This is a genomic window from Microbacterium sp. LjRoot205, assembly GCF_056175745.1.
On the sequence record NZ_JBGFFH010000005.1, the window covers coordinates 115373 to 135700 of the forward strand.

At 68.8% G+C, this 20328-nt stretch carries 18 protein-coding genes and 1 riboswitch; of the genes, 6 read left to right on the forward strand and 12 right to left on the reverse strand.

Translation table 11 applies throughout. The features are described from left to right. The first annotated feature begins 34 nt into the window (after positions 1 to 34). The gene (locus AC04ME_RS11975; protein WP_056374482.1) at positions 35 to 694 is read left to right on the forward strand and encodes an NAD(P)H-dependent oxidoreductase; all 660 of its coding nucleotides are present in this window, start codon (positions 35 to 37) and stop codon (positions 692 to 694) included. Here AC04ME_RS11975 and rlmN read toward each other — a convergent pair. Continuing rightward, positions 643 to 1932, reverse strand: a complete 1290-nt coding sequence (gene rlmN / locus AC04ME_RS11980) for a dual-specificity RNA methyltransferase RlmN (protein WP_194285969.1) — start codon at positions 1930 to 1932, stop codon at positions 643 to 645. The genes AC04ME_RS11975 and rlmN overlap by 52 nt on opposite strands. A 70-nt stretch (positions 1933 to 2002) precedes the next feature. Here rlmN and AC04ME_RS11985 point away from each other — a divergent pair, with 70 nt between their 5' ends. From AC04ME_RS11985 to AC04ME_RS11995, 3 genes are read left to right on the forward strand one after another with little or no spacing between them, the layout of a single operon-like run. Continuing rightward, positions 2003 to 2557: a ribosomal protein L7/L12 gene (locus AC04ME_RS11985; RefSeq protein ID WP_475435155.1), complete on the forward strand. Its 555-nt coding sequence runs from the start codon at positions 2003 to 2005 to the stop codon at positions 2555 to 2557. Positions 2558 to 2610: 53 nt separating this feature from the next. Beyond that, positions 2611 to 3249 (forward strand): bifunctional 4-hydroxy-2-oxoglutarate aldolase/2-dehydro-3-deoxy-phosphogluconate aldolase, encoded by a 639-nt coding sequence (locus tag AC04ME_RS11990; RefSeq protein WP_079113666.1) that lies wholly within the window; start codon positions 2611 to 2613, stop codon positions 3247 to 3249. A gap of 1 nt (position 3250) precedes the next feature. After that, positions 3251 to 4000 carry a sulfite exporter TauE/SafE family protein gene (locus AC04ME_RS11995; RefSeq protein WP_079113667.1) on the forward strand — a complete coding sequence of 250 codons (750 nt, stop codon included), beginning with the start codon at positions 3251 to 3253 and terminating at the stop codon, positions 3998 to 4000. A 24-nt stretch (positions 4001 to 4024) separates the two neighbouring features. Here AC04ME_RS11995 and AC04ME_RS12000 read toward each other — a convergent pair whose 3' ends face one another. The 3 genes from AC04ME_RS12000 to AC04ME_RS12010 all read right to left on the reverse strand — a co-directional run bounded on the left by AC04ME_RS12000 (position 4025) and on the right by AC04ME_RS12010 (position 6528). Beyond that, positions 4025 to 4858: an SDR family oxidoreductase gene (locus AC04ME_RS12000; protein ID WP_475435157.1), complete on the reverse strand. Its 834-nt coding sequence runs from the start codon at positions 4856 to 4858 to the stop codon at positions 4025 to 4027. 86 nt (positions 4859 to 4944) lie between these two features. After that, positions 4945 to 5706: an SDR family NAD(P)-dependent oxidoreductase gene (locus AC04ME_RS12005; RefSeq protein ID WP_042541334.1), complete on the reverse strand. Its 762-nt coding sequence runs from the start codon at positions 5704 to 5706 to the stop codon at positions 4945 to 4947. A gap of 171 nt (positions 5707 to 5877) precedes the next feature. Continuing rightward, complete coding sequence (locus tag AC04ME_RS12010; protein WP_367824359.1) at positions 5878 to 6528, reverse strand: roadblock/LC7 domain-containing protein; 651 nt, start codon at positions 6526 to 6528, stop codon at positions 5878 to 5880. Positions 6529 to 6666: 138 nt separating this feature from the next. Here AC04ME_RS12010 and AC04ME_RS12015 point away from each other — a divergent pair, with 138 nt between their 5' ends. Beyond that, positions 6667 to 7392 carry a phosphotransferase gene (locus AC04ME_RS12015; protein ID WP_475435159.1) on the forward strand — a complete coding sequence of 242 codons (726 nt, stop codon included), beginning with the start codon at positions 6667 to 6669 and terminating at the stop codon, positions 7390 to 7392. Between the two features lie 3 nt (positions 7393 to 7395). Here the strand turns inward: AC04ME_RS12015 and AC04ME_RS12020 are convergent, their stop codons facing one another. The 5 genes from AC04ME_RS12020 to AC04ME_RS12040 all read right to left on the reverse strand — a co-directional run bounded on the left by AC04ME_RS12020 (position 7396) and on the right by AC04ME_RS12040 (position 13036). Then, positions 7396 to 8718 (reverse strand): hemolysin family protein, encoded by a 1323-nt coding sequence (locus tag AC04ME_RS12020; protein WP_309691644.1) that lies wholly within the window; start codon positions 8716 to 8718, stop codon positions 7396 to 7398. A gap of 94 nt (positions 8719 to 8812) precedes the next feature. After that, positions 8813 to 9913 (reverse strand): TerC family protein, encoded by a 1101-nt coding sequence (locus AC04ME_RS12025; RefSeq protein WP_056374495.1) that lies wholly within the window; start codon positions 9911 to 9913, stop codon positions 8813 to 8815. Between the two features lie 215 nt (positions 9914 to 10128). After that, positions 10129 to 10926, reverse strand: coding sequence for an energy-coupling factor transporter transmembrane component T family protein (locus AC04ME_RS12030; RefSeq protein WP_475435161.1), 798 nt, complete (start codon positions 10924 to 10926; stop codon positions 10129 to 10131). Further along, the gene (locus tag AC04ME_RS12035) at positions 10923 to 12383 is read right to left on the reverse strand and encodes an ABC transporter ATP-binding protein (RefSeq protein ID WP_475435163.1); all 1461 of its coding nucleotides are present in this window, start codon (positions 12381 to 12383) and stop codon (positions 10923 to 10925) included. Before AC04ME_RS12035 ends, AC04ME_RS12030 begins: the two co-directional genes overlap by 4 nt. Next, complete coding sequence (locus AC04ME_RS12040; protein ID WP_475435165.1) at positions 12380 to 13036, reverse strand: ECF transporter S component; 657 nt, start codon at positions 13034 to 13036, stop codon at positions 12380 to 12382. Before AC04ME_RS12040 ends, AC04ME_RS12035 begins: the two co-directional genes overlap by 4 nt. Further along, positions 13030 to 13139: riboswitch (TPP riboswitch) on the reverse strand. It overlaps the preceding gene by 7 nt. 82 nt (positions 13140 to 13221) lie before the next feature. Between AC04ME_RS12040 and AC04ME_RS12045 the strand changes: the two genes are divergently transcribed. Further along, positions 13222 to 14862 carry a D-alanyl-D-alanine carboxypeptidase family protein gene (locus AC04ME_RS12045; RefSeq protein ID WP_475435167.1) on the forward strand — a complete coding sequence of 547 codons (1641 nt, stop codon included), beginning with the start codon at positions 13222 to 13224 and terminating at the stop codon, positions 14860 to 14862. A gap of 197 nt (positions 14863 to 15059) precedes the next feature. Here the strand turns inward: AC04ME_RS12045 and AC04ME_RS12050 are convergent, their stop codons facing one another. The 3 genes from AC04ME_RS12050 to AC04ME_RS12060 form a co-directional block, all read right to left on the reverse strand. Further along, complete coding sequence (locus AC04ME_RS12050; RefSeq protein WP_475435169.1) at positions 15060 to 17303, reverse strand: ABC transporter ATP-binding protein; 2244 nt, start codon at positions 17301 to 17303, stop codon at positions 15060 to 15062. Then, entirely contained in the window at positions 17300 to 19027 is a 1728-nt protein-coding gene (locus tag AC04ME_RS12055) for an ABC transporter ATP-binding protein (protein WP_475435171.1), read from the reverse strand. The genes AC04ME_RS12050 and AC04ME_RS12055 overlap by 4 nt, the downstream gene beginning before the upstream one ends. A 200-nt stretch (positions 19028 to 19227) precedes the next feature. After that, positions 19228 to 20289, reverse strand: a complete 1062-nt coding sequence (locus AC04ME_RS12060; RefSeq protein WP_475435173.1) for an enoyl-CoA hydratase/isomerase family protein — start codon at positions 20287 to 20289, stop codon at positions 19228 to 19230. Positions 20290 to 20328 lie beyond the last annotated feature (39 nt).

A 20328-nucleotide genomic window follows, 5' to 3' on the forward strand; every position in this document is an offset into this window, starting at 1 on the left:
CACCAAGCTTGACACTGTCAACATAGGAGTCCGCATGCCTTCCGCCCTGATCATCGACGGCCACCCCGATGCCCGCTCACTCACCGCCGAGCTCGCCCGGCGTTACGCCGCAGCGCACGGAGATGCGCGCATCCTCGCGCTGCGCGATCTCGAGTTCGATCCGTCGCTGCGCTTCGGCTACCGCCAGCGCATGGAGCTCGAGCCCGATCTCATCGACGCCAAGCGCGCCCTCGCCGAGGCCGCGACGGTCGTCGTGTTCACGCCGCTCTGGTGGGGGTCGGTGCCGGCCCTGCTCAAGGGCTTCTTCGATCGGGCGCTGCTCCCTCAGCAGGAGTACCGCTACTCGAAGCTCGGCCTTCCCGAGGGGCTGCTGCCCGCACGCAACGGACGGCTGTTCCTGCTCGCCGACACTCCGTGGTTCCTCACACCCTTCACGGGTCTGCCCGCGCAGACGCACGTCGCCCGTGGCACGCTGCGGTTCTGCGGGGTCCGCTCGGTGCGCACGACCAGGATGCTGGGCGTCAAAGATGCGAGCCCCGACCGCATCGCATCGTGGCTGACCCGGGCGGAGTCACTGGGTCGCCGTGACGGCATCCGTGACAGCTCGCGCACCCCGTCGGGGCCCGCAGAGCGTCAGGGCTCTCAGGCCATCGCGGCGGAAGCCGCTTCGTCCTCGGTCGTCGCGACGAGCTGACCGCAGGCACCGTCGATCTCCTTGCCGCGGGTGTCGCGGAGGGTCGTCGGGATGCCGGCGTCGTTGAGCCTGCGCACGAACTCGTTCTGGGCCTCACGGGTCGACGAGGTCCAGATCGACCCGGGAGTCGGGTTCAGCGGGATCGGGTTGACGTGCACCCATCCGCGGCCGCGCTCGTTGAGCTTGTCGGCGAGCAGGTCGGCGCGCCAGGCGTGGTCGTTCATGTCCTTGATCAGCGCGTACTCGATCGAGACGCGACGGCCGGTCTTCTCGTAGTAGTACCGAGCGGCATCGAGCGCCTCGTCGACCTTCCAGCGCGAGTTCACGGGGATCAGCTCGTCGCGCAGGTGATCGTCCGGCGCATGCAGCGACAGCGCGAAGGTCACCGGTATGCCCTCGTCAGCGAGCTTCTTGATCGCCGGCACGAGTCCGACCGTCGACACGGTGATGCCACGAGCGCTCATGCCGAGGCCGTCGGGCTGCGGGGCGACCATCGAGCGCACCGCATCCATCACGCGCTTGTAGTTGGCGAGAGGCTCGCCCATGCCCATGAAGACGATGTTCGAGACGCGCTCCATCGAGTGGTCGTCGGACTTCTTGCCACCGAGGCCGCCCTCGGCGATCAGACGGTTGGCGCGGACGATCTGCTCGATGATCTCGGCCGTCGACATGTTGCGCGTGAGGCCGGCCTGGCCGGTGGCGCAGAACGGGCAGTTCATGCCGCATCCGGCCTGCGACGAGACGCAGAGCGTGATGCGACCGGGGTAGCGCATCAGCACCGACTCGACCAGGGCGCCGTCGTGCAGACGCCACAGGAACTTGATCGTGTCTCCGCGGTCGGTCTCGAGGCGACGCACCTCGGTGAGCAGCGGCGGCAGCATGCCGGTGACGAGCTGCTCACGGGTGTCGGCGGGGAGGTCGGTCATCTCCGCGGCATCCGACGTGTAGTGGCGGAAGTAGTGGGTCGAGAGCTGCTTCGCGCGGAAGCCGGGGAGGCCGAGCTCCTTGACCTTCTCGATGCGCTCAGCCGGCGTGAGGTCGGCGAGGTGCACCGGCGGCTTGCCGCGCTTGGGGCTCGCGAACTGCAGCAGCGGGCGCCCCTCGGCATCCTTCTGCTGGGTCCATCCCTCGGTCGCCGGACGCACCTGGGCGACGCCGGTGGAACGGACGGCCCCCGAACGGGACGACGCGGGTGCCGTGGCGGGGCGCGTCTCGCGCGTGCGGGGAGTCTCGGTCATACCTCCAGGGTACGCGGTGCCGGGTGGGAAGGCCCTGGGGCCGGCGCGCACGCTTCCCTAGACTGAGCGAATGGACATCATCATCGCTGTCGGCGCGGTCATCGCAGCTGTCGTCGTCGGCGTGGTGATCATCGGCGCAGCGCTGCGGTCGATGCGCCCCCAGGCGCCCGAGCCCCACGTCTTCACCCCTTCGCCCACGATGGCCCGCTCGGTGGCCTCCACGTCGACGTCGACCGCCTCGGCGTCGCAGCTGACTCCCGCGGCGATCGCCGAGATCGACCGGCTCGTCGCGGCGGGGCACAAGATCAACGCCATCAAGCTCTACCGGCAGCACACGGGCGTGCGCCTGCAGGAGGCGAAGGATCGCATCGACCACTGGTCGGTCAGCACCACGGCCCCGCATCTCGCGGCCGTGTCGAACGCCTCGGCCGTGCACTCGTCGACCACGGCGACGCCGTCGTCGGTGCGCGGGGCACTGCCGGCATCCGTCTCATCGGAGGTCGACCGGCTCGTGTCCGCCGACCAGAAGATCCAGGCGATCAAGCTCGTGAGGGAGCACACGGGCCTGGGACTCAAGGAGTCGAAGGACGTCGTCGAGGCGTGGCCACGACCGCGTCAGTTGTAATTACAGTTTGCGGTCGGGGAGAATGGATGCGATCCCCCACTGAAGGAGCACCGATGTCCGACCGTCTCTCCCGCGCCCGCGCCACCGGCGTCCTCGCCGTGCTCCGCGCGCCCTCCCCCGAGCTCGCGCTCGAGGCGTCCGAGGCGATCATCCGCGGCGGCGTGACCGGCATCGAGGTGACCTTCTCGACACCCGACGCCCCCGCCGTGATCCGCGAGCTGATCGCTCGCCACGGTGATGCCGCGTACATCGGCGCCGGCACCGTCACCACCGCCGCGCAGGCCGCACTCGCCGCCGACGCCGGTGCGGAGTTCCTCGTGAGCCCCGGCACCCTCCCCTCGCTGACGCGCGCGATGCTCGACACCGGCCGCGTCGTGATGACCGGCGCGATGACCCCGACCGAGGTCATGGGCGCGCTCGAGCTCGGCGTGGATGTCGTCAAGATCTTCCCCGCCTCGCTCGGCGGCCCCTCCTACCTCGGCGCATTGCGCGGACCCTTCCCCGACGCCCCGCTGATGCCGACCGGCGGCGTCAGCCCCGACAACCTCGCCGAGTGGTTCCGCGTCGGTGCCGTCGCCGTCGGCGCAGGTGGCGACCTGGCGAACGGCGCCTCGCTCGCCGCCTCCGACTGGGCCGACATCGAGCAGCGCTCGGCTCGATTCGCTGCAGCGCTCGCCGCCGCTCGACGCTGATGTGATCGAACTCGCACCCCTGGCGTGGGCCGCGCTCGGCCTCGCCGCGGTCACGATCGGCATCTCGAAGACCGCGCTGCCCGGTGGCAGCATCCTGGCGATCGCCCTCTTCGCGACCGTGCTGCCCGCGCGCACGTCAACCGCCGCGATGCTCCTGCTGCTCATCGTCGGCGACGTGTTCGCGCTGATCACCTACCGTCGCCACGCGCACTGGCCGACTCTGCTGCGCCTGGCGCCTGCCGTGCTCGCGGGGCTGCTGGCGGGGTTCGCGTTCCTCGCGATCGCGGGCGACGGGATCGTCCGACGAGCGATCGGGGTGATCTTGCTCGCGATGATCGCCGTCACCCTGTGGCGCCGCTGGCGACAGAATCGGGCGGATGCCGTGGCACCCGCGCCGGGCGGCATCGTGCTCTCGGGCGTCTACGGAACGCTCGGCGGGTTCACCACGATGGTCGCGAACGCCGGCGGCCCGGTCATGTCGATGTACTTCCTCGCGACCCGCACACCGGTGCAGGTGTTCCTCGGCACCTCAGCCTGGTTCTTCGCGATCATCAACCTCGTCAAGATCCCGTTCCTCGCGGGACTCGGCCTGTTCGAGGGGCACGTGCTGCTGATGGATGCCGTGCTCGCGCCGCTCGTCGTGCTCGGCGCACTGGCCGGCATYCGGCTGGCGAAGCGCATGAACCAGGTGCTGTTCGACCGCATCGTGATCGTCCTGACGATCGCCGGCGCCGTCTACCTGCTGTTCTGAGCCGCCCGCCGGAGCAGGAGCGCCTCAGTCGAGGAAGATGTCGGGGAACAGCCGGTCGTCGGGGGTTCCCGGCACGGCGGCGTACTGCGAGAAGTCGGTGACGCCGTCGGCTTCGAGCACGTCCTCGACGATCAGCGTCTGGCCGGTGTACTCGGCCGCGGGCTTGAGCAGCACGGCGTAAGCGGCATCCGCATAGATGTCGGGCGTGCGGCTCGCGGCCATGACCTTGTCGCCGCCGAGCAGGTTCTGCACTGCGGCGGTGGCGATCGTGGTGCGCGGCCACAGGGTGTTCGCGGCGATGCCGTCACGGGCGAACTCCGGCGCGAGGCCGAGCGTCACCATGGTCATGCCGAACTTGGCGAGGGTGTACCCGGTGTGCGCGCCGAGCCACTTCGGCGAGGGGTTCAGGGGCGGCGACAGCGACAGGATGTGGGGGTTCTCCGCATCCTTGAGGATCGGGATCGCCGCGCGGGACAGCATGAAGGTTCCCCGCACGTTCACGTCCTGCATGAGGTCGTACTTCTTCGCGCCGAGGTCGAGCGAGCGCGAGAGGTCGATGACGCTCGCGTTGTTGATGACGATGTCGATGCCGCCGAACTCGCCCTGCGTCTTCATCACGGCCTCGGTGATGTCGTCGTCGTCACGCACATCGCCGACGATCGGCAGCGCCTGGCCGCCGGCTGCCCTGATCTGCTCGGCCGCCGAGTGCACTGTGCCCTCGAGCTTCGGATGCGGGGTGTCGGTCTTCGCGAGCATCGCGATGTTCGCGCCGTCGGCCGCGGCACGCAGCGCGATCGCGAGGCCGATGCCGCGGCTCCCGCCGGACATGAGGATGGTCTTGCCTGCCAGTGTGCTCATCGGCCGCCTTCTCGTTTCGAATCGCGTGAATTGCTGTATCCGGTGCTCGAATCGGGTGAGTTGCCCGATTCGAACGCCGCAGGGGTCTACCTCGGTGCCATGCGGATCGCGCCGTCGAGGCGGATCGTCTCTCCGTTGAGATAGCCGTTCTCGACGATCTGCTGCACGAGGGCGGCGTATTCGTCGGGGCGTCCGAGGCGCGAGGGGAACGGCACCTGCTGGCCGAGCGAGTCCTGCGCGGCCTGCGGGAGGCCCATCAGCATGGGCGTCTCCATGATGCCGGGGGCGATGGTGCAGACGCGGATGCCGTAGCGGGCGAGCTCGCGAGCGACCGGAAGGGTCATCGCGTGCACGCCGCCCTTGGATGCCGAGTACGCGGGCTGACCGATCTGACCGTCGAAGGCCGCCACGCTCGCGGTGTTCACGATCACGCCGCGGTCACCCTCATCTGTCGGCTCGTTCTTCGCGATCACGGCGGATGCCTGCGAGAGGACGTTGAAGGTGCCGACCAGGTTGATGCGCACGATGCGCTCGAAGTCGGCGAGCACCGCAGGGTTGCCGTCGCGGTCGAGCACCTTGGCCGGCGGGGCGATGCCGGCGCAGTTGACCACGATGCGCAGCGGCGCTGCCGCCTGAGCTGCGGCGACGGCCGCGGCGGCGTCATCGGCGCTCGTCACGTCGCCGCCCGCGAAGACTCCGCCGAGCTCGTCGGCGATCTCGGCTCCGGCCGAGGACGGCAGGTCGAGGATCGTGACGACGGCGCCCGCGGCGGCGAGGGTTCGTGCGGTGGCGAGGCCCAGACCGGACGCACCGCCGGTGATGAGAGCACTCGAGCCCTGGATCTGCATGCGGTTCTCCTTCGAAACGTGTGCGACTCAGTGTCAGTTTAGCTGATTCCGAGTTTCAGGCGACACGTCAGGAGTGTGGCCTCCGTCGACAGTGTCGATCCCGAGCCTACGCCGCGCACGCCGAAGGGGCGGAGCCGTCATGGCCCCGCCCCTTCCAGGCGACTCGCGAGATCAGACCTCGATCTGCGCGGCGATGCCCTTCAGCTTGTGACGTGCGAGCGCGAGGTTCGCCGACGCGCTGTTGAGCACCAGGTAGATGAAGAGACCGCTTGCGCCGGTGGCGTTGAGCACGTTGATCAGGTGGTACTGCGAGCTCAGGGTGATGAGGATGTCGTCGATCTCGTCGGTGACCCCGAGGTCTCTCATGGTCGCGAGCTTGGCGCGCACGACGTTCGAGTTGCCGGCCGCGGCGATCCCCAGATCGAACGAGGGGTTGCCGCCCTGGGCGAGGGCCATTCCGCTGCCGTAGTCGACGATCGCGGCGCCCGTGGCGCCCTCGATGGCCAGCAGCTGCTGCAGGGCGTCGTCAAGTGAACTCATGTTGTACTGCTCCTCTATGGTGATGCGTGCGCCGGTGTCGTCGGGCGCGGATGCGGATGCGGATGCCGGCACGGATGACTCGGCGTCCTCACTCCAGATCCACTGCACGAACTGGTCGAGATCCCGTTCACCGGACTCCTGCGACGAGATCGCCGGAGCCTTCGGCAGTCCGAACGCGGCAGCCTGAGCGGCGCCCGGACCGGGCACCTCGGATGCGGACGAGGCGGCGTCGGCATCGCTGCCGTGCCGCCGCCACCACTGCGACCGAGACGAAACGCGCACGAAGACCTCTGGGTGTCGAGTGGGATGGATGATGCGGCCGCCGACGGCGACCGGGACTGACACTAACCGCGCATGGCCTCCGAGAACCGGGAAAATACGTGCATTCCGATATACGTTCAGACACGAGGTGAGCGACCCATGAGCATCCCATCCGCCACGACGGACATCCCGCCGATCGTGCGATCCCTCGCCGCGGGCGCCACGCTGACGCCGGTGTGGCTGAACGGCATCGGCGGGGTCACATTCCGCACCGACGACGGGCGCTACATCAAGTGGGGGCCGCACGACGCCGAGGCGAACATGCGCGATGAGGCTGAGCGGATGCGGTGGGCACGGCGCTGGATCACGGTTCCCGAGGTGATCGATCAGGGCGAGGACGCCACCCACGAGTGGCTCGTCACCGTCGCGCTGCCCGGCCGCAGTGCGGTGGACCACCGCTGGATCGACGACCCGGAGACCTCGGTGCGCGCCGTCGGCGCAGCCCTGCGGACGATGCACGACTCGCTGCCCGTCGAGCAGTGCCGCTGGACGTGGGACCCGGCCTGGAGGATCGCGAACGCCGAAGAGCGGGGCGTCACCGTGCCCGCCGATCTGCGCGAGCCGCCGCGCGCCGACAGGCTGGTCGTGTGTCATGGCGACGCGTGCATGCCGAACACGCTGCTCGACGATGCCGGTCGACCGCTCGCACATGTCGATCTCGCCGCGCTCGGCACTGCCGACCGCTGGGCCGACATCGCCGTCGCCTCGATGAGCACCGAGTGGAACTTCGGTCCCGGCTGGGCCGACGTGCTCATCGAGGCCTACGGCATCGCCCCCGATCGGGAGCGGCTCGAGTACTACCGGCGACTCTGGAACGAGACCTGAGCCTCAGCCCTTCGGCGCAGAGGCGCCCGGATCGGCATCCGCGGCGGCATCGACGTCGACGTCCTCGTGCAGAACCACCCGGATCTCGGCGATCCGTCGCCGATCGACCGCAGTGACCCGGATCGTCGCCCCAGGCACCTCGACCGAGTCGCCGACCACCGCGAGGCGCCCGAGCATCTCGGTCACGAAACCGGCGACCGTGTCCGACGCGCCTCGGGGCAGGGCGATGCCGGTGATCTCGGCGAAGTCCTGCAGATTCAGGCGCCCGTCGAGAGCGCCGCCGGCATCCTGCATCCGGTCTTCCGTGTCGTACTCGTCGAAGATCTCGCCGACGACCTCCTCGACGAGGTCCTCGAGGGTCACGATGCCGTCGGTGCCGCCGTACTCGTCGACGACGACCGCGATCTGGTGCCCGGCCGCCCGCATGCGGGTCAGGGTCGGCAGCACGCCCGCGGTTGACGGCACGTACTCGACCGGGCGCATGAGGCCGAGCACCTCGCGCGTCGCGTCGTCGGCTGCGGCCTCGAAGAGATCGCGCACGTGCACGAAGCCCACGATGTCGTCGAGCGACGCGTCGATCACGGGGTACCGCGAGAACGGCAGCTCCCTGACCTGCGAGATCGCCTCGGCCAGCGTCGCCGCACCGTCGAGTGCGACGACCTCCGGACGAGGCCGCATGACCTCGCTCACCTGGCGGCCACGCAGCGACAGCACGTCGTCGAGAATGCGTCGCTCATCGTCGGGGAGGCTCTGATGCGTCGCGACGATGTCGCGCAGCTCTTCCTCGCTGAGCTCGTCGGCGGCCTTGTGCGGATCGCCTCCGAGCAGGCGCACCACGGCGTTCGTCGACACCGAGAGCAGCCAGATGACGGGCCGCATGACGGTGGCGAAGCCGTCGAGCACCGGCGCGACGGCGTATGCGAACTGCGCGTTGCGCTGGATCGCGAGGCGCTTGGGCACCAGCTCGCCCAGCACGAGCGAGAGGTACGCGATCACCAGCGTCAGCAGCACGGTCGCCAGCGTCAAGGCCAGCGGCGCCGCGACGCCGAGGTTCTCGAGCAGCGGCGCGACCGACGGGGCGATCGAGGTCGCACCGTATGCCGCCGACGCGAAGCCGGCGACCGTCACGCCGATCTGCACCGCCGAGAGGAAGGTGTTCGGGTTGCGAGCCAGGCTCGCGACCTTCTCACCTCGTCTGCCGCGGGCGGCGATCGCGTTGATCTGGCTCTCACGCAGCGTGACGAGCGCCATCTCGGTCGCGGCGAACACGCCGCCGACGAGGACGAAGACGAACACCAGGGCGATGTTCACCGCGAGGTCGCCCATCAGCGGGTCACCTCACGAGGTGCGGGGGTGCCCGAGGTCATTCGGGCGCCGGATCTGTCGGGGTCTGCGGACGCGTCGGAGCGGCGCGACTGGTTCACGAGTGTTCCTTCTGGGTGTGGGTGGTGCCGGTGTCGGAGGAGGAAGCGGAGGTCGAAGCGGAGGTCACCGTGGAGTCGGCATCCGAGGCTCCGGGGAGCGCAGCTGCGGCTTCGGTCTCGAGCGCGGTGCGCTTGTCATCGCGTCGCGTCTTCATGAGGCTCGCGATGGTGGCGACGGCGATGGTCGCGCCGATGAAGACCAGCGAGAACCAGATCGGGATCTCGGGCACCCACAGCAGCGGCTCGCCGCCGTTGATGAACGGCAGCTCGTTGACGTGCAGGGCGTGCATCACGAGCTTCACGCCGATGAAGGCGAGGATGACCGCGAGACCCTGGGCGAGGTACACCAGGCGCTGCAGCAGACCGCCGATGAGGAAGTACAGCTGACGCAGACCCATGAGGGCGAACGCGTTGGCCGTGAAGACGATGTACGCCTCTTCGGTCAGACCGTAGATCGCGGGGATCGAGTCGACCGCGAAGATCAGGTCGACGAAGCCGATCGCGATGATCACGAGGAACATCGGAGTGAAGAAGCGCTTGCCGTCGCGCTGCACGGTCAGGCGATCGCCGTTGTACTCGTCGCTCACCGGCAGGACACGGCGCACGAACCGCATGAAGCGGCCGTTGGCGGGGTCGGACTCGCCGTGCGCGAAGGCCTGGCGGTAGGCGAGGAACAGCAGCAGGGCGCCGAACAGGTAGAAGATCCACGAGAAGTTCTCGATCAGCGTGGCGCCGAGCGCGATGAACCCACCGCGCATGATCAGCGCGATCACGATGCCGATCATCAGCACCTTCTGCTGATAGATGCGCGGCACGGCGAAGCCGGTCATCACGATCAGGAAGACGAAGAGGTTGTCGATCGACAGGGCCTTCTCGGTGAGGTATCCGGCGAAGTACTCGCCGCCGTAGGTCCAGCCGGACACGGTGCCGATGCCGACACCGAACAGCAGCGCGAGGCCGATGTAGAAGGCAGACCAGCGGGCGGACTCGCCGATGGTCGGCTCATGGGGCTTTCGCACGTGGGCGAAGAACTCGTACACGAAGAAGGCGATCGTGACGGCGATCGTGATGATCCACACGAGAGGCGTGATGTTCAAGAGGTCTCCAGAAGACGTAGGCGTGACGATGTCGACGCCAAGGTCTTCTCCATCCTCGAGAACGAGAACCGGGGACCCGGGATGCAGGGACATCCGTAATGACGAGCCGCCCGTGGTGGAGTACTCCCCTTGGGTTCACTCGATGCTAGCGAATACATCGGCATTCCAGCTATGAGAAAGCTGAGTGGATGCTGCGGGTCTGTCGTTCGTGCGCCTCAGGCGGTCGGGCCGAGGATGAAGTTCCATGCACCGGTGCGCACAGCCACGGCGATCGCCACCACCGGGATCACCGCTGCGACGACGACCAGCACCGTGTCCCGCCGATCCCACCTCGACTCCCTCGCCCACGAGCGGGGCGCTGTGCCGCCGAAGCCGCGGGCCTCCATCGCGGTGGCCAGGGAGGATCCGCGTCGGATGGCCAGCACGAACAGCGCGAAGGCCATGCCGAAAGCTCGGCGAACCCGCCCTTCGTCGGCGACGCCGCGAGCCCTCCGCGCGAGTGCCAGTGCGCGCCAGTCATCGGCGAGCAGGCCCAGCATCCGCATCCCCGCGAGCGCGCCGACGACGAACCGCGCCGGCAGCTTCACCCGCTGAGCCAGGTCGTCGGCGAGATCGGTGGGATCGACCGTGACGAAGAGCACCACGGCCGGCAGCCCGATCGCGAGAACGCGCACGGCGGTCGCTGCAGCGAGGGCGAGCGATCCGTCGCTGACGCGCATGACCAGCCACTCGAAGTGCACCGTTCCGCTGGTCGCGCCGTAGAGCGCGATGGTGACCGCGCTCAGCGGCGCTGCGATCCACAGCACGGCGGTGCGGGTCCAGAACTCCTTGGCCCGCAGGCCGGCGAGAAGGAGCAGCGGGATCTCGAGCAGCAGGGCGACGGATGCCGAGACGACGTCGATCGTCAGCACGAGCGGCAGCGCGATCAACAGCGCCGCGGTGAGCTTCGCGAGGGCTGAGCGAGGGGCGATCGGCCCCGGTCTCTCGATGCGGGCGGTCAGCGGGTCGATCATCGGCCGACCTCCAGGCGCCGCGCATGCAGGGCCTCCAGCACGGCCTCGTCATGGCTGATCGCCACGATCGCCGTGCCCTCGTCACGCAGGCGTGCGATCAGGCCGACGAGTTCGGCCCAGGTCGTGGCGTCCTGCCCGAAGGTGGGTTCGTCGAGCACCAGCATCCGCGGCCGGGTGGCGAGGGCCGCGGCGACCGTGAGCCGCCGCTTCTCCCCGCCGGACAGCGTGTACGGGTTGGCTCCGGAGAGCGAGGTGAGCCGCAGTCGTTCGAGGAGGTCGTCGACACGAGCGGTGATCTCGGGCTCGGAGAGTTTCAGAGCCCGGGGGCCGACCGACAGCTCGTCGCGCACGGTCTTCGCGAGCAGCTGGTGTTCGGGAGTCTGCATGACCGACGCGATGCGGGTGAGCAGCGCGCGCGACGACCAGCGGAAGGGGTCGGGCTTCTCTCCGGCGGCGAGCGCGGGCAGAGCCGCGACCCGGCCGTCCTCGGCGGGGATGAGCCCTGCGAGCGTGAGTCCGAGCGTCGACTTTCCTGCGCCGTTCGCGCCGGTGACGCCGAGCACCTCGCCCGCGCGAACCTCGACATCGAACGGCCCGGCGACCGCGAGCCCCCGTCGCCGAGCGACCGTGAGGCCGCGCGCTTCGAGAAGGGTCTCCCCCGGCTGGTGCGCCGGCGCGGGCGGAACGGCGGGCGGGTGGCCGGGAACCCACACACCGGATGCCGCGAGCTCGGCCCCTCGCGCACCGAGCACCTGCTCAGGGCTCCCGTCGGCGAGGACGACCGTGCCCTCCGGCTCGGCGCCGAGCACGATCACCCGCGTGACGAGCGGCAGCCAGACGTCGATGCGATGCTCGATCACCACGAGGGTGGCGCCCGTGGCGTCGAGGACGGCGGCGACGGCATCCCGCACGTCCTGCACTCCCTCGGGGTCGAGGTTCGCGGTCGGCTCGTCGAGCAGGATCGCGCCCGGTCGCATCGCCAGCACGCCGGCGAGCGCGAGACGTTGCTTCTGACCGCCCGACAGCGCGGCCGTCGATCGATCGAGTGCGACATCGAGCTCGACGGCGTCCAGCGCCGCGCGCACCCGCTGCCAGATCTCCTCGCGGGGGACGCCGAGGTTCTCGCAGCCGAATGCCACGTCGTCGCCGACCCTCGCGAGGATCGTCTGCGTGTCGGGGTCCTGCAGCACCATGCCGACTCGACCACGCGCCTGGATGGGCGGCACGCCGTCGACGAGCAGCCCTCCGTGCGTCTCGCCCTCGTCCGCCCCTCCGAGCACCCCGCCGAACCCCTGCAGCAGGGTCGACTTGCCCGAGCCAGAGGCCCCCAGCAGCAGCACCCGCTCGCCCGGTTCGATGCGCAGGTCGACGTCGCGCACCGCCCACCGCAGTCGCGTCGCGTACCGCCACCCCCAGCCGCGGGCTTCGAGGGTGGCGGGCGTCGTGGTCGAGGTCACACCCGTGCGGTGACCTCGCGGCCGGCGGCGAACCGGCTGAGGGCTCCCGTCGCCGCGAGTCCTCGGGCGATCAGCCACGCGCCGAGTCCGGCGATCACCGCACCCGAGATGGTGGTCGAGACGATGTAGACGGTGGTGAAGAGCGTGTCTGCTCCGGCGTACCAGAGGATGCGGTCGTTGATGCCGCACGCGAGTCCCGCTCCGGCACCCGCCAGCATCGCGACGGGCAGACGCCAGACGCCGTAGATGAACACGAGGAAGATCAGTTCGGCACCGAGACCCTGCACGAGGCCCGAGACGATGGTCAGCGGACCCCAGGCGTTGCCGACGAGGGCCGAGATGATCGCGGCGACCAGCTCGGTGTAGAGCGCGGCGCCCGGCTTGCGGATGATCAGCGCGCCCAGCACACCGGCGATGAGCCAGGGCCCGGCGAGCAGGCCCTGCACGCCGGGGAGCAGCGGCTTCAGGATGCTGCTGGGCACCTCGTAGCCGACGTTCCAGAGCAGGAAGATCAGCGCGCACGCGACGGCGATGACGCTGGCGACGACGATGTCGACGACCCGCCAGCGCCAGAGCTCAGGGCGACCGAGGCCCTTCGAGGCGCGCGAGACGGCTGCGGATTCCGTGGTGGATCCGGACGTGGATGTACTCATCAGTGACTCCTCCCTGCGCTGGCATGACCCAGATCAGGTTCGACGGTCGAAGCGCGATTCGCTCCCTCTCAGCCCGGCTCGCCGGACTCCCGTGGTTGTTCTGACGATCTTACCCAGTGACGACACTCACGTCTGCTCCTGTTGCAGCGACACTGATCCCTGCGCGAGTTCGGTACCGTGAGGAGGTGACCGCTCCTGACTCCGCCGAGGCCACCGCCTCCGCCGTTCCTGCGGGCGATGCGTCGACGCCCGACGCGACAGCGCCTCATGCGTCAGCGCCTGCCGGTGCCACGGCTGACTCGTCGGAGCCCGCCGGTTCGCCTGCGGCGCTTCCTGATGCCGACGTCGCGTCGGCCGGCACGACGGATGCGGCACCCAGATCAGATGCGGATGACGACGCCCCCGGGCTCGTCGCTCTCGAGGCGGCTCTCGCGACTTCCGAGACGACTCCCCACGCCCAGTGGGCAGAGGGCGCCAGCGGTGGGACGCCCCTGACGTGGGTCGACGCGGTCGAAGTCGCGCGGCACCCGGCGACCGAGGCGCTCGATGACACGCCTCCCGCCGCGAGCGGCGGCGCACTTCTGACCGGAGCCCATCTGCGCCCGGCGATCACCCGCCCCGGCGTGCTGGTCCCGCTCGGCGTTCTCGTCGGGTTGCTCGGCACCTATGTCGGGTCGGCCATGCTGTGGCCGTTGCACGAGGTGGCGCCGACCGTGCAGGCAGTGGAGCTCTCCACGGTCGCCGCGCCCGCAGCCGCCATCACCTGGCCCACCCAGGGAAGCGCCGCCGTGGGAATCGGCGGCATCGGCACGACGTCGTCATCGCTCGATGCGGCGGCGATCGCGAGCGTCACCAAAGTGGTCTCGAGTCTGATGGTGCTCGATCGGATGCCTCTCGCCGTGGGCGAGCAGGGCCCGGAGTTCTCGTTCACGCGGGCGGACAACCTGGCGTACTGGGACTACCGCCGCTCTGACCAGTCGGCGCTCGACGTGCCCGTGGGCGGCACTCTCACCGAGTTCCAGCTCCTGCAGGGAACGCTGCTCGGTTCGGCGAACAACTACATCGACCGTCTCTCTCAGGAGATCTGGGGCTCCCCTTCGGCGTTCACCGCTGCGGCGGAGGTGTGGCTGCGCGACCGTGGCCTCGACAGCATCACGATCGTGACCCCATCGGGGTTCGACGCCCGCAACACGGCCACGCCTGAGTCGCTCGTCGCGCTGGCCGAACTGGCGATGCAGAACCCCGTGTTCGCCGGCATCGTCGGCACTCCGTCTGTCGATCTTCCGGGCGCCGGCACAGTGGTGAACACGAACGGGATGCTGGCGGATCCTGGCGTGGTCGGAGTCAAGACCGGCACGCTCGGCGACAGTTGGAACCTGTTGACCGCGAAGGTCATCACAATCGACGACACGACCGTGCACCTCTATGCGTCCGTTCTCGGGCAGGCCGACGATGAGCAGCGCCTCGCCCAGACCCGTTCGCTGTTCTCGCAGGTCGAGACGGCATTGGAGCAGCAGGCCCCCGCTGTCGCGGCCGGCACGGTCGTCGGCACGGTCACGACGCCGTGGGGCGCGACCGCCGATGTGGTGACGGATGCCGATGCCGACATCGTGCTGTGGAACGGCGCGATGGCCGAGGCTTCGACGGACTTCTCCCTGGGCGACAACCGCGAGTCGGGCGACGAGGTCGGCACGTTGACGAGCTCAGGACCGTTGAACACGGTGACGACGTCGCTGTCGCTCGCCGATGACGTCGATGCCCCGAGCCCGTGGTGGCGCCTGACCCATCCGCTCGAGCTCCTCGGCATCACCGAAGCTCAGCGCTGACGACAGCAGAATGCCCCGCCCCCGGATGAACGGGAGTCGGGGCATTCTGCTTCTCGGACGGCGTGCGGATCGACCGTCGTGCGGATCGACCGTCGTGCGGGTCGGCCGTCGGGCGGATCGACCGTCGGACGGATCGACCGTCGGACGGATCGACCGTCGGGCGGATCGACCGTCGGGCGGATCGGCCGTCGTGCGGATCAGCCCTTCTGGCCCCCGTCGTCCGAGCGTTCGACGACGGACTGTGCCGCAGCGGCTTCGGCGGCAGGAACCTGCGCCCCCACCGAGACCCCGACCCGTGCCGCCGCCGCAGCTTCGTCGGCGTCGCCGCTGACGACGACAGGGGTCGAACCCGTGAGTGCGTCCTCTGCGTCGATGTCGGTGGCCGCCTGCTCGAACTGCGACTGATAGAGGCGCCAGTACGCGCCCTGCGCCGTGATGAGCGCGTCGTGCGTGCCCTTCTCGACGATGTCGCCGTGTTCCATCACGAGGATGAGGTCCGCGTCGCGGATCGTCGACAGTCGGTGAGCGATCACGAACGAGGTGCGTCCCTGTCGCAACGCCGCCATCGCGTGCTGCAGCAGCACCTCGGTGCGGGTGTCGACCGCCGACGTCGCCTCGTCGAGGATCAGGATCGACGGCTGAGCGACGAACGCTCGCGCGATCGTGATCAGCTGACGCTCACCCGCCGAGACGTTCGACGCGTCCTCGTCGAGCACCGTGTCGTAGCCCTCGGGGAGGGAGCGCACGAAGCGATCGACATACGTCGCCTTCGCCGCCTCGAGAACCTCGTCGTCGGTCGCCGTGGAGCGTCCGTATCGGATGTTCTCGCGAATGCTGCCGGCGAACAGCCACGGGTCCTGCAGCACCATGCCGGTGCGTGAGCGCAGCTGCTCGCGCGTGACCTCGGAGATGTCCTGACCGTCGAGCAGGATCCGCCCGCCGTTCAGTTCGTAGAACCGCATGATCAGGTTGACGAGCGTCGTCTTGCCCGCTCCGGTCGGACCGACGATCGCGACCGTCTGACCGGGCTCGACCCGGAAAGAGAGGTCTCTGATGAGCGGACGCTCGGGCGTGTACGAGAACGCGACGTTCTCGAACTCCACGACGCCCTTGCCGTCGGCGAGCTTCGGAGCATCTGCGGCGTCGGCCTCCTGCTCTTCGGTGTCGAGCAGCTCGAACACCCGCTCGGCCGACGCCGTTCCCGACTGCACGACCGCGGCCATTCCACCGAGCTCCGACAGCGGCTGCGTGAACTGCTGCGAGTACTGGATGAACGCCTGCACGTCTCCGAGACGCAGCTGCCCGCTCGCGACCATGAGACCGCCGAGCACGGCGATGCCCACATAGGTGAGACTGCCGACGAAGGTCATCGCCGGCATGATGATGCCGGAGAGGAACTGCGCCTTGAAGCTCGCCTGGAACAGCTCCTCGTTCTCGTCCTTGAACTTCTCCAGCGCATCCTGCTCGCGACCGAAGACCTTGACCAGCGCGTGGCCGGAGAAAGCCTCCTCGACGCGGGCGTTCAGGCGACCGACCTTGCGCCACTGGGTGCCGAAGGCCTTCTGCGACCGAGGGCCGATGACACCGAAGATCACACCCATGAGCGGGAGCGCGACCAGCGCGACCAGCGCGAGCTGCCACGAGATCGAGAACATCAGCACGAGCACTCCCACAACGGTGAGAACGGCCGTGATCGCACCGGACAGCGACTGCTGCATGGTCTGCGTGATGTTGTCGATGTCGTTGGTCACCCGGGAGATCAGGTCTCCGCGCTGCACCTTGTCGAAGTACGACAGGGGCAGGCGGTTGATCTTCGCCTCGACCGCTTCGCGAAGGCGCCACATGGTGCGGACCATGATGACGTTGATCACGTAGCCCTGGAGCCAGCTGAGGAAGGCGGCGGTGATGTAGATCGCCAGCACGGCGATGATGACCCAGCGCAGCGCGTCGAAGTCGACTCCGTCACCGACCCTGAAGCTGCCGAGAGCCTCGACCTGGTTGGCGAAGTCGTCCTGCCCGCCCTGACGGAGCGCGGCGACGACATCGTCCTGCGGGGTGCCGGCGGGGAATCCGGGGAAGTCCCCGTTCGCCTGCGCGAGCTGCACCGAGATGAAGCCCTTGTAGATGAGGTTCGTGGCCTCGCCGAGCACCTTCGGCGCGGCGACCGTCAGCACGACGCCGACGGCGCCGGCGATCGACACGAGGATGAACCACACGGCCGACGGCTTGAGCAGCCCGATCATCCGACCGAAGCTCTTGCCGAAGTTGTCGGCCTTGCCGGGTGCGACGCTGTCCCAGCCGCCGCCGTCCTGGCGCGCCTTCTCGGCGAGCTCGGCTTCGTACTTCTCTTCTTCGGTCATCTCGGGCTCGACCGCAGTGGTCGCGGCCGTCGCCTTGGCTGCACGACCGCGGCGGGTCTGGGGCGTGTTCTGCTCGCTCATGCGTCCACCCCCAGCTGCGATTCGACGATCTCTCGGTACGTGGTGCTCGTCTCGAGGAGCTCCTCGTGCGTGCCGACGCCGACCATGGTGCCCCCTTCGAGCACGACGATGCGGTTCGCATCGGTGATGGACGAGACGCGCTGCGCGACCACGATCTTGGTCACGTGCGGCAGCTCACGCCATAGCGCCTGCCTCAATCGGGCGTCGGTGGTGAGGTCGAGAGCCGAGAACGAGTCGTCGAACACCAGGATCTGCGGCTGACGCACGATCGCGCGGGCGATCGCCAGACGCTGACGCTGTCCGCCCGAGACGTTCGTGCCGCCCTGCGTGATGCGCGATTCGAGGCCCTGCGGCATCTCCTCGACGAAGTCGCGGCCCTGTGCGATCTCGAGGGCATGCCAGAGCTCTTCGTCGGTCGCGTCCTCTCTGCCGTAGCGGAGGTTCGACGCCACCGTGCCGGTGAAGAGGAACGGGCGCTGCGGAACGAGACCGATCGTCGCCCAGAGCGATTCGACATCCGCCTTGCGGACATCCGTGCCGCCGACGAAGACGGCTCCGCCCGAGACGTCGAAGAGTCGCGGGATCAACGACACGAGTGTCGTCTTGCCCGCACCGGTCGACCCCACGATCGCGACGGTCTCGCCGGGCTCTGCAGCGAAGCTGATGCCCTTGAGCACGGGAGAGTCGGCCCCGGGGTAGGTGAACTCGACGTCGCCGAAGGCGACCGAGCCGGGCGTCGGGAAGTCGGTGACGCCGTTCGCCGGACGCTCCATGCTCGACTGCGTGTCGAGGACCTCGCCGATGCGCTCGGCCGAGACCGCGGCGCGCGGGATCATGATCGCCATGAAGCTGGCCATGATGACGCCGCCCATGATCTGACCGATGTACTGCATGAACGCGAAGATCGTGCCGACCTGCACCGTGCCGCTGTTGACCTCGATGCCGCCGAACCACACGACTGCCACGATCGTGACGTTGAGGATTAGCATGAACAGCGGGAACAGCAGCACGAACAGCGAGCCGACCTTGCGGCCGACCACCATGATGTCGGTGTTGGCTCCGCGGAAGCGCTCTTCTTCGATGTTCTCCCGGACGAAGGCCCGCACGACGCGCACGCCGGTGAGCTGCTCGCGCAGCACGCGGTTCACGGTGTCGAGCTTGCCCTGGTAGCTGCGGAACAGCGGAACCATGCGGCTGACGACGAGCCCGGCGACGATCAGCAGCAGCGGCACGGACACGGCGATGAGCCAGCTCAGACCGATGTTCGTCTGCACGGCGAAGATGATGCCGCCGATCGCGAGCAGCGGCGCGGTGACGAGCATGGTGGCGCCCATCATCGCGAGCATCTGCACCTGCTGCACGTCGTTCGTGTTGCGCGTGATGAGGGAGCCTGCACCGAACTGCGACACCTCGCGCTCGGAGAATCCGCTGACCTTGGCGAAGACGTCGGCACGGATGTCGCGGCCCGCGCCCATGGACGCACGGGCGGCGAAGTAGGTGGCGATGACCGAGGCGATGATCTGCCCGAGCGAGACGGCGAGCATGAAGAGACCGGTGCGCCAGATGTAGTCGGTGTCCGACTGGGCGACGCCCTTGTTGATGATGTCTTCGTTCAGGCGCGGGAGGTAGAGGGTGGCGAGCGCGCTGGCGAACTGGAACACCAGGACGGCCGCGAGCAGCCATTTATAGCGGGCGAGATAACGGAGGAGGATTTTTCCCAGCACAGGCGGACTTTCTAGGAAGGATGAATCGGCGGATCTCCCGACGGGCGGACGCAGGCCGACGATCGCGCACAAGCAAGAGTGGCATGAACTTCGGACATTCGTATCCCCCGATGGGCGGACCTTCGCTGACAGCGAACCATTTGGCCCGCGGCCAGCGGTTTATGCACCGCGGCGAACAACCGCAGATATATCGAGATACCTCAGAAGAGCGAGCGTTCGGGCACGAAATCCCGAGCCTCAGCACCGGCATCCGACGGGAGCTCGGCGATGGTCGCCGGGTTCCACTTCGGATTGCGGTCCTTGTCGACGACCTGCGCGCGGATGCCCTCGACCAGATCGGGATGCTGCGTCACGAACCACATCACGCGGCGGTACTCGCCCTCGAGAGCGGCGCGCAGGTTCGGGAGTCGACGTGCCTCCCTGACGGCGTCGAGGGTGACGGCGAGTCCGGTCGGTGCCAGGCTCTCGAGCAGGTCCGCGGTCGCCGCGGCATCCGCAGCCTCCTCAGAACGGAGCCGCGACACGGTCTCCGCAACCGTGTCGGACGAGAACGCGCGGTCGATCCAATCGCGTGACGCCGGGAGCGCAGACGGCTCGGGGGTCTCGTCGAACAGCAGCACGATCTCGGCCGGCCCCGTCGGGTCGGCACGATAGGCCAGCGCCTCCCGCAGCGCATCGAGCCGGTCGGACGGCACGAAGTGGTCGGCGAAGCCGAGCAGCACCGCATCCGCTCCGTTCATCGTCGAGCCCGTGAGTCCGAAGTACTCCCCGAATCGCCCTGGCATCCGCCCCAGCAGCCACGTGCCGCCGACGTCGGGGGTGAATCCGATGCGCGTCTCGGGCATCGCCAGCCGGGAACGCTCGGTGACGATGCGGATGGCCGCGTGACCCGACAGGCCGACGCCGCCGCCCATCGTGATGCCGTCGGCGATGGAGACGATGGGTTTCGGGTACTCGGCGATCATCGCGTTCAATGCGTACTCGGCGCGGAAGAACTCGGCGGTCTCCTCAGTGCGTCCGGCCACGATCTGCCCATGCAGTGCGCGAACGTCTCCCCCCGCGCACATGCCTCGCTCGCCCGCGCCGTCGATGACGACGATCTGCACATCGGTGTCGTCGCGCCAACGCTCGAGGGCCTCGGTGAGCTGCTGGATCATCCCGGGGTCGAGCGCGTTGATCGCTTCCGGCCGGTTCAGGGTCAGCCTGCCGAGGGCCCCTTCGGTGCGGACGAGGACCCGGGAAGCGGCGCTGGATTCGGTCACGGGTGCCAGGCTACCCGCTCGACGGACCCTTGCATCCGG

Excerpts from the sequence above, each read along its gene's own strand:
- AC04ME_RS12005 (WP_042541334.1), bottom strand. The coding sequence starts at position 5,706 with ATGCAGATCCAGGGCTCGAGTGCTCTCATCACCGGCGGTGCGTCCGGT.
- AC04ME_RS12030 (WP_475435161.1), bottom strand. The coding sequence starts at position 10,926 with ATGATCGACCCGCTGACCGCCCGCATCGAGAGACCGGGGCCGATCGCC.
- AC04ME_RS11975 (WP_056374482.1), top strand. The coding sequence starts at position 35 with ATGCCTTCCGCCCTGATCATCGACGGCCACCCCGATGCCCGCTCACTC.
- AC04ME_RS12015 (WP_475435159.1), top strand. The coding sequence starts at position 6,667 with ATGAGCATCCCATCCGCCACGACGGACATCCCGCCGATCGTGCGATCC.
- AC04ME_RS12040 (WP_475435165.1), bottom strand. The coding sequence starts at position 13,036 with ATGAGTACATCCACGTCCGGATCCACCACGGAATCCGCAGCCGTCTCG.
- AC04ME_RS12020 (WP_309691644.1), bottom strand. The coding sequence starts at position 8,718 with ATGGGCGACCTCGCGGTGAACATCGCCCTGGTGTTCGTCTTCGTCCTC.
- AC04ME_RS12050 (WP_475435169.1), bottom strand. The coding sequence starts at position 17,303 with ATGAGCGAGCAGAACACGCCCCAGACCCGCCGCGGTCGTGCAGCCAAG.
- AC04ME_RS12000 (WP_475435157.1), bottom strand. The coding sequence starts at position 4,858 with ATGAGCACACTGGCAGGCAAGACCATCCTCATGTCCGGCGGGAGCCGC.
- AC04ME_RS11985 (WP_475435155.1), top strand. The coding sequence starts at position 2,003 with ATGGACATCATCATCGCTGTCGGCGCGGTCATCGCAGCTGTCGTCGTC.
- AC04ME_RS11990 (WP_079113666.1), top strand. The coding sequence starts at position 2,611 with ATGTCCGACCGTCTCTCCCGCGCCCGCGCCACCGGCGTCCTCGCCGTG.
- rlmN (WP_194285969.1), bottom strand. The coding sequence starts at position 1,932 with ATGACCGAGACTCCCCGCACGCGCGAGACGCGCCCCGCCACGGCACCC.